11 protein-coding genes and 1 pseudogene are annotated in these 10,152 nt (G+C 46.5%); 2 read left to right on the top strand and 10 right to left on the bottom strand.

The window, feature by feature from the left end; genetic code table 11:
- Positions 1 to 221 precede the first annotated feature (221 nt).
- From D7M11_RS35820 to D7M11_RS35850, 7 genes are all read right to left on the bottom strand, one after another.
- Entirely contained in the window at positions 222 to 644 is a 423-nt protein-coding gene (locus D7M11_RS35820; RefSeq protein WP_120752060.1) for a pentapeptide repeat-containing protein, read from the bottom strand.
- A 74-nt stretch (positions 645 to 718) separates the two neighbouring features.
- Positions 719 to 3,100 (bottom strand): excinuclease ABC subunit UvrA, encoded by a 2,382-nt coding sequence (locus D7M11_RS35825; protein ID WP_120752061.1) that lies wholly within the window; start codon positions 3,098 to 3,100, stop codon positions 719 to 721.
- A gap of 4 nt (positions 3,101 to 3,104) precedes the next feature.
- The gene (locus D7M11_RS35830) at positions 3,105 to 3,902 is read right to left on the bottom strand and encodes a helix-turn-helix domain-containing protein (RefSeq protein WP_158607022.1); all 798 of its coding nucleotides are present in this window, start codon (positions 3,900 to 3,902) and stop codon (positions 3,105 to 3,107) included.
- A 25-nt stretch (positions 3,903 to 3,927) separates the two neighbouring features.
- Positions 3,928 to 4,728, bottom strand: coding sequence for a VOC family protein (locus D7M11_RS35835; protein WP_120752063.1), 801 nt, complete (start codon positions 4,726 to 4,728; stop codon positions 3,928 to 3,930).
- Between the two features lie 242 nt (positions 4,729 to 4,970).
- Positions 4,971 to 5,387, bottom strand: coding sequence for a cytidine/deoxycytidylate deaminase family protein (locus D7M11_RS35840; protein ID WP_120752064.1), 417 nt, complete (start codon positions 5,385 to 5,387; stop codon positions 4,971 to 4,973).
- A 168-nt stretch (positions 5,388 to 5,555) separates the two neighbouring features.
- Positions 5,556 to 5,879 carry a DUF2834 domain-containing protein gene (locus D7M11_RS35845; RefSeq protein ID WP_120752069.1) on the bottom strand — a complete coding sequence of 108 codons (324 nt, stop codon included), beginning with the start codon at positions 5,877 to 5,879 and terminating at the stop codon, positions 5,556 to 5,558.
- A 182-nt stretch (positions 5,880 to 6,061) separates the two neighbouring features.
- Positions 6,062 to 6,742 (bottom strand): stalk domain-containing protein, encoded by a 681-nt coding sequence (locus D7M11_RS35850; protein WP_120752065.1) that lies wholly within the window; start codon positions 6,740 to 6,742, stop codon positions 6,062 to 6,064.
- Positions 6,743 to 6,882: 140 nt separating this feature from the next.
- Between D7M11_RS35850 and D7M11_RS35855 the strand changes: the two are divergent.
- Both D7M11_RS35855 and D7M11_RS35860 read left to right on the top strand, forming a co-directional pair.
- Positions 6,883 to 7,895, top strand: a pseudogene (locus D7M11_RS35855) (transposase); the annotation flags it as partial.
- A gap of 55 nt (positions 7,896 to 7,950) precedes the next feature.
- Positions 7,951 to 8,286, top strand: coding sequence for a GNAT family N-acetyltransferase (locus D7M11_RS35860; protein ID WP_120752066.1), 336 nt, complete (start codon positions 7,951 to 7,953; stop codon positions 8,284 to 8,286).
- Between the two features lie 126 nt (positions 8,287 to 8,412).
- On the opposite strand, the gene D7M11_RS35865 is transcribed toward D7M11_RS35860, so the two are convergent.
- The 3 genes from D7M11_RS35865 to D7M11_RS37210 all read right to left on the bottom strand — a co-directional run.
- Complete coding sequence (locus D7M11_RS35865; RefSeq protein ID WP_120752067.1) at positions 8,413 to 8,802, bottom strand: VOC family protein; 390 nt, start codon at positions 8,800 to 8,802, stop codon at positions 8,413 to 8,415.
- Between the two features lie 241 nt (positions 8,803 to 9,043).
- Positions 9,044 to 9,406, bottom strand: a complete 363-nt coding sequence (locus tag D7M11_RS35870) for a VOC family protein (protein WP_120752068.1) — start codon at positions 9,404 to 9,406, stop codon at positions 9,044 to 9,046.
- A 404-nt stretch (positions 9,407 to 9,810) separates the two neighbouring features.
- The coding region (locus tag D7M11_RS37210) for a hypothetical protein (protein WP_205127169.1) at positions 9,811 to 10,152 on the bottom strand (342 nt) is incomplete at its 5' end.

Here is a 10,152-nt window from a genome sequence, read left to right on the forward strand (position 1 = left end):
TTTTCGCAGGGCTTCAGCCGCCGGATTTCGCCGACGTCTGCCTGCTAGCTACGGGGCGGCTTGGTCCCTACCCCGACTGAACTTTCATCAGTAAGTTGTACCTAGCTTGGCTAGGCGCGCACTGCCCCGTTACTTCAATAGAAAAGAGGAGCTGCATTCATCATTAGCAAGCTCCTCCACGCTATCGTCTTCGTTAGCGTAACGAGGATAATTTTTTTAATTTAATTTCCCGATTGAACTTTTTTCAGCAGCTCGTCGATCCGGACGCCATTGATGGTGAGACCTGTAATATCGCAGTTCACAAGGTTAGCGTTCGATAGATTGCAATCCGCTAACGTACCGTGCGACAGGTCGCATCCCGTCATTTTCACCGCATTCGGATGCTTCTGTACCGCCGGGTCATCGCTGTTTGAGTAACCAATATAGCGGAGTTCGGCACCGCCCCACTGGGCTCCGTCTATTACGAGTTCACTTAGATTGGCGTCAACGATACACGCGGCCGTCATGTTTACATCGTTGAAGGAGATTCTGGCCACGTTGCAGTTCTTGAACTTCAGATCTTCGGCCATGACATCCGTGAAGGAAGAGCCTGATACATTCGATTGAACGACCGTTACTTGCTTCATTTCTTGTTCGATACGCATAATAATTACTCCTATTATTGTACACTTTTAATAATATCAAATGGACTATTGAATAGTAACAAACCGCAATTATTCTAAACCATAGGTAGATAAGGTCCTATTAGAGAAGATGAATTTTGAGACAGCTCGTGGGGCGAGCCCGCCGCTAGCAGGCGTCCGCCTTGGTCGCCGCTTCCTGGGCCCATCTCGATCAGCCAATCGCAGTAAGCCAGTATATTCGGTTCGTGCTCCGTAACGATGACACTACTTCCTTGCTCCACAAGCTCGTCGAGAAGCAGCAACAGCTTCTCGATATCGGTCGCCCCGAGACCGGTCGTCGGTTCGTCTAGCATGTAGATAACACCAGATTTGCACGGCTTTCCCAATGCCTTGGCCAACTTTAGCCGCTGCGCCTCACCGCCGCTCAGCGTCGGGGCAGGCTGCCCCAACGTCAGGTAACCAAGCCCAATCTTTATCATCATGGCCAAAGCGGACCGGATGGAGCGCTGATCGTCGAACAGCTCGCAGGCGTGCTCGGCACTCATGGAGAGGATATCATGGATGCTGCGTCCCTTATACGTGACCTCTAATATCTCACGGCGGTATCGGGTTCCCTCGCACATCGGGCAGGTGCGGTCGAATATGCCGATTGCACCCAGATCCATCGATTCGAATCCTTCGCCGCTGCATGCCGAACATGCCCCCAACTCGGTATTGAACGAGAAGTGGCCGGCCGTGTAGCCTCTCATCTGCGCCTCAGGCTGACTTGCGAACAGGTCGCGGATCTTGTCCCAGATCTCGATATACGTGATGGGCGTGGACATTCGGCTTCGGCCGATCGGAGCTTGGGATACGACAATGCACTGGTCGATCGCTTCCCAGCCATCCAGCCAGCCAAGTGTATCGAGCCGCACACCTCCTTCGCTCCCCTCAATCTCATCCACTCCCTCCCCGGCATTCAGATGATACTCGAGTAACGGGACCAGCGTGCCCGAGATGAGTGTGCTTTTGCCGCTACCGGATTTTCCCGCGATGCCGACTAGGACACCGAGCGGAATCTCGACCGTAAGGTTCTGAAGATTATTAAGGCTGGCATGTCGGAGGATCAATCGATCCCTATTTGCATTTACCTCCCGGTACTGCTCAACCCGTTTCATGGGCAGCGTACGTGCATTCGACAAGTACGGACCGAGTACCGATGTATCGGATCGAGGGAGCCCCTCCGGCGCTCCCTCGTAAAGAACGGTTCCGCCGTGTACCCCTGCGCCAGGCCCCAACTCGACGACGTAATCGCTGGCCCTGATGACGTCGGCGTCGTGCTCGACGACGATGACCGTATTGCCCGCTTCCGTCAAGGTCCGCATTTTTTCGATCAGTGCTTGTTTCTCAGATTCGTGCAGGCCTGCCGTCGGCTCGTCGAAAATATAGAGAAGCGAGTCGAATTCTGACTGCAGATGATGCATCAAGAACAACCGCTGCAGTTCACCGCCGCTCAAAGACGGAATCGTCCGCAGCATCGTAAGATAAGAGAGCCCAACCTGTTCGATCAACCCGATTTTCCACAATATTCGGCTGACCAGTAGACTTCCTTCAGCCGTGAGCGCCTCCAGTTTGATCGATCGCATAAAGGCTCCGAGCTCAGCAAATGGCATGCTGCAAATCTGCCCGATATGCTTGCCACGCAGGAACACACCGCGTGCCGATTCACCTAGCCGATACCCTTCGCATGCCTCGCAGGTCGTCCGACTTGCGAACAGCTGTTCAAACAGCACCTTCCTTTTAGGAGTTGTGATTTTTGAACGAATAAATGGGATATATCCAACGAACTGCTCGTTGCCGTGAAGGAACGCGCGCCGCGCTTCCTCGGACAGATTCTGGAAAGTTAACTTTTTCCAGTCGGAATAACCCAACAGGGCGGCAAAAGCCGGAAGGTGCTTAACGAGCTGCTTGCCGAAATCACGTCCTTCTATACAGATCTGTTCAAGCCGCTTGCGTGGATCCCGGATAACGCGCTTCTCGTCGAGATAAATATGATAGCCGCGGCCTTCACAAATCGGGCAAAGCCCTTCTAAATGATTGAAAGAGAACGTTTCGACCGGCAGCCCGCTCTTCTGCCCATATACATCGACACCCTCGATTGCATACAGCCACTTGACTGAATCCAGTAGCTTGGTCCGCGTACCAACGATACTGCGCGGATTCGTCTGCCGGATCGTCCGCTGCTCGACCGCGATAGCCGGCGGCAATCCGCGAATGACCGCGAACGGAGCTTCGCCGGATTTTGCCTGCCCGTCGTTCTGTATGCCAATAGCATGAAAATATCGTCTGCGCCCTTCTTCGAACAGGATATCGAAGGCTAGACTTGATTTGCCGGACCCGCTGACACCGGTCAAGACGGTCAGACTCCCCTTGGGTAAGGTGACGTTCACCTTTTTTAAATTATGAATCGCCGCTCCAATTACTTGAATGTTGTCCATGCACTTAAACTCCTGACCGTGTGCATTGCGATTGCGTATGCAACACCGGAATCATCCATTGATAGTGGTTGAGATCCTTCAGATTGTATCGCTCCAGCTTAGGACCGGCCGGCTCGAAGCCGAATTTCTGGAGCAATAACATGAGATCGAAGCAGACGAATGCGTCCGAAGCCAGACATTCCAGCGTGACGAACAGTACGGGATCGTGTTCCAAAAAAACAGCCGTTGGATCCGTACTCACTTCTGCCTCTTGTCCCTTGGACAGTCTGTATCCGATGCTGCCATTCATCGTTAGCCGGTCTGCTGAAGTGGTTCGTACAAAGGCTTCAGTCGGTCGAACGCCGAACCGACGATAGTACGCAGTAGCTGTTTCCTGAATCGCCTCGGCGTAAGGGTGCAACTGCCGTTTAATGGTTACCGGAAACCACAGGAACGGGACAGGCGCTTCCCATTTGACCAGCCTGACGGATTGTTCGTCCGCCTCGATACCATGCAGATACTGCCGAGCTATGCGGAGCGATGCCAACTTGGCGTCAATTTCCTCCCGCCACTTGCGCAGCCAGGCCGCCCGCCCAGCGTTGGCGCATCGCAGGTACTCGCGAATATCCCGCAAGCAGACATCCGCCAAACGCAGTGAATGGATAGTCAGTGCAATGGGAATCTGCTCTTCGGTATAAAATCGATAGCCGTTGTCGCCTCGGACATGCGGTTCGATCAATCCCTCCTTCTCGTAATAACGTAGCGTACTCGCGGGCAAGCCTGTCCGGTGCGAGAACCGCTGGATCGTCATCGCCTGCTCCATGGGCTTTCCTCCCGCTCGCTCCTTATTAGTAGTAAGTCCATACATTCAGCCGGTTGCCGTCCGGATCGTGGAAGTGGAACCCCATCCATCGCTCGCCGATCGGCTCTGTAGCCTTTATACCCTGCTCGAGTAACCATTGGTGCGTATCGAAAAAAGCGGCCCTCTCCCGAATGACGAAGTACATGCGGGCCCCCGGATTTGCCCTAACGTTACGTTCCGCATGCTGCAGTTGTTCCAGCCAGATGTAATCCCAACTGCCGTCGCGTTCGCCCAGTAGCGCATAACCTTGATCTGCATAACTGATGTCAGAACGTTTTAGCCCGAGAAAGCGGCCATACCAATTCGTTGCTGCTTCTAGATCGCGTACGCCAAGCCAAAGCGGTTTCGAAGCGTAACGAATGATCCTCGCGCTCGGATACCTGCCCTCGAAATCCCGATCCTCTACCAGCGTGAGGCGCACACCTGCAAAGGCTATAATATCAATGGCGTAATGGTTATCCGGCATCAGAACCGGCTCCGTACAGAAGATTCCCTCTCCCCGAAAGTACTTGATAGTCTCCTCCAAGTTAGCAGTCCGGAAGCAAAATCGAACATGGCCTTCCTCATAACCTTCCGGCGTAAAGTGCTCGTGTTCCAGCTCGAATGACTTCAGATTTACCTGCCCGCCGGCAGGCAACCGGAAGAACGCTTTCATTCCGACGGGGCTGAATGCCGTATCGATCAGCTCCCAACCCATATGCTTCTGATACCACTCTACCCCTTCCAAAAAACGATCCGTCGGTACCATAATAAATCCGCCGTCAAATGAAAAATGCGGCTCCTTCAATTTGATGCCCCCTATAGAAGATGGAATACAATAGAATAAACCAATCTTACACCTTAAAGTAACTTTAAAGTCAATGGGGGCAGTTCGTTAATTCTTGTCTTTAATGGACTTTCATTACATTTATTCAGCTATCTTCCCCGATAGCCAGTGACGGCTACCCCTCGGCAGCCGTTTTGATTTTTGAACTATTGTCTTCGTTAGTTCAGTCGACTTGATGGTAAGAATAAGATATGATTTGCAATCTAATCACTCACAACTATTCTTTTATATGCTAAAGGTAACAAATCTTTCACTTCAACTTTGACAGAATTCCCTTTCTCATCGTTCAAGATCACCTTAATATCAGGGCAATATTTAAAGAGCATTTGCCGGCAGTTTCCACATGGAGGGACTAGACAATTATGTGCTTTATCATGAGTGGCCACAATTGTATCAAAATCACGCTCACCTGCAGTGATAGCTGCGCCAATAGCAATATACTCCGCACAGGAGCCATGTATGCCGTCACAATTGACGCCAAGGTAAACCTTTCCATTTTTGCAGCGGATTGCCCCACCTACTGTGTGGTTATAAACCCCGTCGTCAAAGTTTCGTTCTAATACATCTAGTGCCATTGAAATAAGTTCATGGTCACTTTGTGTTAAGCTATAGGTTTTCATGATGTAACTCCTATTTTCAATATTGGTACTACTAGAAATTCAAGTAGTTAATTTTAAATTCCTTTTTAAGTATGCTGCCTGTTAACACAGCGAGGCCACCGAATCGTCCCGGCAGCCCCGCCATATCAATTATTGCTATCGTTTTCGTTAGCTCAAAAGTGCTGAAATTCAGCCTTGTAATTTCTTTTCGATGTGTATTTCACGAAGTAATAAAAATAAAGGAAGGCCTAATGAAACACCTGCTACAAGAGTACCTATAATCGGCAACCATAACGACCTCATACCCTTTCTTTTGCCTTCGAAGAGAATGAACCCAATAAGTACAATTGCTGATACTAAAACATCCATCCATGCAAAAGATCCAATGCGCGTCTGAGTTATTTCTTCAACTAATTGAGACATATCCAGGCCATTCTGAATGATCCATGGAAGAAATTGCGAATACGGTAACACAACTCCCAAAACCGCTAATATTCCATAAAAGTATTTCAACGAAAAGCCCTCCGCAACTACTTTAAATATAGAATATATCCCTTTAGTATTTCTCATATCTTATCTATTTTCCTTTATTTTCAACTAAATTAACCTGCCAATTAGTTGTACGAAAAACAAAAAGGCCGCAGCAGCAGCCCCCATTGCACCAAACTTGTATTAGCTTCCATTCCTTTCGAACTTTATTTGTAGTACGACGTCGTCAAAGGAATGACAAATCCGCCGCCGGACCCTTTGATCTCAATATACACATCGGAGATGCCTCCGATATTGGCCTCAATCGTTTTCATCTTGTCTTCGACAGTTACCGTATCCTGCTTGAGCAGTTTGAGCGTGCCGCTTTCATAAATGCTGATCTCGAACTCTTTGTTTATAGCGGCTGCCTGCAGGTACAACTTCTGATATTTTTTATCCGGGGTAAGCATAAAAGAACCGTTGCCATTGCTGCTGTTATCCTCGACATTGTTATAAAGCACTTCTTTATAGTCTTTGTTCTGATAGATCGTGCGCTTCGGATCGGACGTAAGGTAGCTGCCGCCGTCATACTCTTCGCCCGTAATGGAGATGCCGTCGACTTTCTCGCCCAGAAGCACGGTTGTTGTAGCCACGTCGTAATCAACAGCAACTCCTAACGCATTTGCAATTGCTCTCACAGGCAAGTATGTACTGCCTTGATATGTAATTGGTACAATGGCGTTCCCTTGTTCGTCGTTCAATTGTGCCGGCACTCCGTTCACCTTAACGGTCAAAGTATGATTCAAATAAGCTTGAATCGTCTCAAGATTGGCGCCTGCATAAGCGCCAGCGCTAGCTCCCAGCAGCAAAGATATCCCTGCGACTGAAGCGATTAGTTTCTTTCTCATGAATGCTCTCCTCCCGATATCAAATGATGAAACTATAATTATATACGTCTCTGAAATAAACAAGGTTGCAAAACTAAAATTTTTACGGAGTTTGCAACACAATATTAATTGTGTTGTGCTAGACTCTATCGAATGGTACGCGACTTCATGAAGATGCCATGAACAAGGCGCAAGCTATTCTTGTCAATTACCACCATAAGCTGTCGCTGCCTTCTTATTGGGGCGATGGCACTACGTCCTCATCAGACGGGATGCGCGTTCAGATCGGAATAGCCATACTTCATGCCGATGCAAATCCGCATTACGGTAGAGGAAAAGGTGCAACGAATTACTGATTCGTCAGCAATCAATTTTCCAGTTTCTATACCAAAGTGATCAATATAAACGCTAGAGATACGGTGCACGTTATTGACGGGTTACTCCACCATGAAACAGACTTGGCCATCGATGAACATTATACAGATACAGCCGGATATACCGATCAAGTCTTTGGTTTGACACACCTTCTTGGCTTCCGCTTTGCGCCGCGGCTACGCGACCTTTCCGATTCCAAGCTGTATACCATTGGGAAGGCTAGCGATTTTCCGAAACTGGAGAAACTGCTGCGCGGCCAAATCAATACAAAGATCATTCAGGAGAATTACGATGATGTATTACGGCTCGCGCACTCCATAAGGGAAGGAACGGTTTCAGCTTCGTTGATTATGGGAAAACTCGGATCTTTTAGCAACCGCACTCCGGGAAATGGGACGCATCGAGAAAACTATCTTCATCCTGGACGTCATTTCAAGTGAATTGCTGCGGCGGAAGATCGATCGGGGTTTGAACAAAGGAGAAGCGATGAACGCATGGCCAGAGCGATCTTTTCGGAAAACACGGTGAGCTGCGTGAACGCGCTTTGCAAGACCAGCTCCAACGGGCCAGTGCATTGAACATCATCATCAATGCAATAAGCGTGTGGAATACGGTTTATTTGACATAAGCAACTGAATATAGAAAGAGAAATAAGCGATTGAATGAAGAATTTTCAAAGCATACTTCTCCTCTTGGTTGGGAACACATCAATTTCTTAGGCGAATACAAATTTGATATAAAACAAATCTCAACTTTGAAAGGGCTACGACCGCTAAAACAGCTTTCACCTGAAGAATAGACAGAAGAACGGGCCGGATTTCCTTAGCGTACGGAAAATCCGGCTTGTGTGATCAATTTTTCGCTTAGCTACGTTTTTCGCGTTTTGTTGGCGGGACCCCTATATCGCTAAATATGGAGACCGCTACATCGGTTATAGTTATTTTAAAAAATTGAATAACGAAGAATTACAGCAAGGAAATACTGCTGTTTTAAAAGAGTATTGGAATACAGGTGTTGCTACAGCTCTAAAGGTTCGTATCCTGCAATTCGGTAAAGATCATGGATATCGGACAATTGAAAGCGGTCATAGAAATAATAACATTCCAATGAGAATCGTGAATGAACAAAAACTCGGATTCATCCCTATATCCAGTGAAATACGGCTCGAACTAGCTACATTCGGTCATTAAGCTATGCTACCCGTTACTTCAATGAAGAAAGCTTAAAAGATCCCATGTGGAATTAATAGATTAGTGTATAGACCCGAAAGTTTCTTGTATAGAACCCATATATTCCGGCCGGCGAAGAAGGTCGTCCTACTGTGGTGTTTTCACATACGGATCGCAAAACATCATGATGGGTTCACCTCCACCTCCATTGGTGATAATTTCACCGACTGCTACACCACTTTTTATTAAATCCGAACGTAATTCCTCGATATTATCTGTAGAAAATTGAATGCTGTAATGCGGATTCCGTTTAATATCGCCTGTATACCAAAGACTGTTTTCATCATCTTCTTCTCCAAAAAGTAAAATTTGTTGCCCGTTTTCCAGTTTAAGGCTCGCAATCCCCATTACCCATTCAATTTTAAATCCGAGCACATTGGCGTACCATTGTATTACTTTTCCATATTCTTCTATATTACCTGATCCTGATTTAACAACCGGAATGCCTACTACAAGTTTCGTCACACCAATTACCATTTGATCCCCTCCATTATTTGATAATTTTTACCATAAACCAACTATAACATATAATTTTTCTGAATTGGTCAAAGCCTTCCCTAAGCGTAGGGGACGACATGGCATTTTTATAATGTTGATTCCACTATGCTGCCCAATAGCTTTAATAAAAAGAGGAGCAGTTGCCCGTGGCAAAGCTGCTCCATATAGTTGAACTAATGTCTCGGTTAGCGTAACCAATGCAAGGTCTAGTTTCATAAATTCAAATCGAGCAAGCCATCAGCACATTGCCGTCAATGTCTTTAAAGTGAATTACATCTTGATTCTTATGTACAATTTCTACTCCGAGATCGGATAGGAATTGGAAAGTTGTTTCGTTATCAGGTGCCGTTAAGCTAAAAATAGGCTCCGACGAAGGATTTACCTGTGCTCTTTTTGTCAAAAAAATATTTGAACAGAAGCTGTCACTTAAACCGAAAATATGAATATCTTCTCTAGTTTTTTCGGGAATCGGTAAACCCAACAATTTGCAATACCATTCCACAGATTTCTTTACATCCGTTACATAGACGAATACCGCAGGCACAATTGGCTTAATTGGTGTTGCAATGACTTGTTCACCCATCTAAGTTTGCCTCCTTAATCATTGGAATGTCTTACCTACTTTAAAATAACTTATTTCGGATCAAAATGTAAATATTAGCCTGTTGTACAATACTGCCTGTTACTTCAATAAACATCAAGAGGAGCTGTCCTCGCGGTAGCTCCATGCTAACGTATCCGTTAGCGCAATGATCCTTGCCTTTACCTTACCTGTGGTACGGTTCATCATACTATATCTAAACACCAAGTCCGCTTGACCATAAAATATACATTATTTTAGTGCAATGCAATAACTTTTCTTCTTATAAATTAACTACGTCGTATAATGGGTATCTTTATTTTCTGCTCATGTTTTAAACCCATATATGAATACATTATTAAAACATTTTCAGGATTTTTAATAGCTGGCTCATTAATTTCAGCAACCTAGTCAACATCAACTCCTTGACTATTGGTTGACCAAGATTTTGTACTGGAATACACTCTGTGACTTGGAATCAACTGGGCTGTAAATGGTTTTCCGTTGATTCTTAGGTCACTTATCATAATTCCTTGGTAGTCAACCAACTCAATTCGCAGTAGTTTTACTTTCTTATCACTTATGTTAACAAGTCTAAAGCCATACTTCTGTTCTGTATTAAGACGGATTGTAATATGAAGTGCGACAACTAAAAACAAAGAAGCCCATGAATGGATTCGTGTAAAATGGAAGTCACCACAACACCATTTTTCACAGGAGAACCCAACATGAGCTACTCCCATCTTAGC

It is taken from the genome of Paenibacillus ginsengarvi, assembly GCF_003626695.1.
Lineage (GTDB): Bacteria > Bacillota > Bacilli > Paenibacillales > NBRC-103111 > Paenibacillus_AB > Paenibacillus_AB ginsengarvi.

Coding starts and splice junctions, on each gene's coding strand:
- D7M11_RS35820 (WP_120752060.1), bottom strand. CDS start 644: ATGCGTATCGAACAAGAAATGAAGCAAGTAACGGTCGTTCAATCGAAT.
- D7M11_RS35825 (WP_120752061.1), bottom strand. CDS start 3,100: ATGGACAACATTCAAGTAATTGGAGCGGCGATTCATAATTTAAAAAAG.
- D7M11_RS35830 (WP_158607022.1), bottom strand. CDS start 3,902: ATGGAGCAGGCGATGACGATCCAGCGGTTCTCGCACCGGACAGGCTTG.
- D7M11_RS35840 (WP_120752064.1), bottom strand. CDS start 5,387: ATGAAAACCTATAGCTTAACACAAAGTGACCATGAACTTATTTCAATG.
- D7M11_RS35850 (WP_120752065.1), bottom strand. CDS start 6,742: ATGAGAAAGAAACTAATCGCTTCAGTCGCAGGGATATCTTTGCTGCTG.
- D7M11_RS35865 (WP_120752067.1), bottom strand. CDS start 8,802: ATGGTAATTGGTGTGACGAAACTTGTAGTAGGCATTCCGGTTGTTAAA.
- D7M11_RS35870 (WP_120752068.1), bottom strand. CDS start 9,406: ATGGGTGAACAAGTCATTGCAACACCAATTAAGCCAATTGTGCCTGCG.